This is a genomic window from Pseudoalteromonas sp. S3178, assembly GCF_005886985.1.
Taxonomy (GTDB): domain Bacteria; phylum Pseudomonadota; class Gammaproteobacteria; order Enterobacterales; family Alteromonadaceae; genus Pseudoalteromonas; species Pseudoalteromonas carrageenovora.
Genome location: NZ_PNCW01000531.1, coordinates 1 through 261, shown reverse-complemented (window position 1 = coordinate 261; position 261 = coordinate 1). Strand labels below are relative to the sequence as shown.

General features: G+C 44.8%; 1 pseudogene. It reads left to right on the top strand.

Features of this window, described 5'->3' with window-relative positions:
• Window positions 1-261 (top strand): annotated as a pseudogene (locus tag CWC11_RS22075) (hypothetical protein); the annotation flags it as partial.

Genomic DNA, 261 nt, shown 5'->3' with positions numbered 1-261 from the left:
GGGATACTAGAACGGGGCAAGTGATCCATCGCTTTAACCACCCAAGTCGCGTGACCAAAGTTGCATTAGATGACCAAGGAAGATTTGCTTTTACCGCAGATAGCATGAAAAAAGCGAGCATTTGGCAATTAACTTCTGGTGATCTCAAAGCACAATTACAGTATATTGCTCGCCATAAAATTTTCAGTGCAGTGCGCTTTAATCAAGACGCAACGCTCTTGGCTACCGGCTCACCTAACCGCGAGCTTATTTTATGGCAAG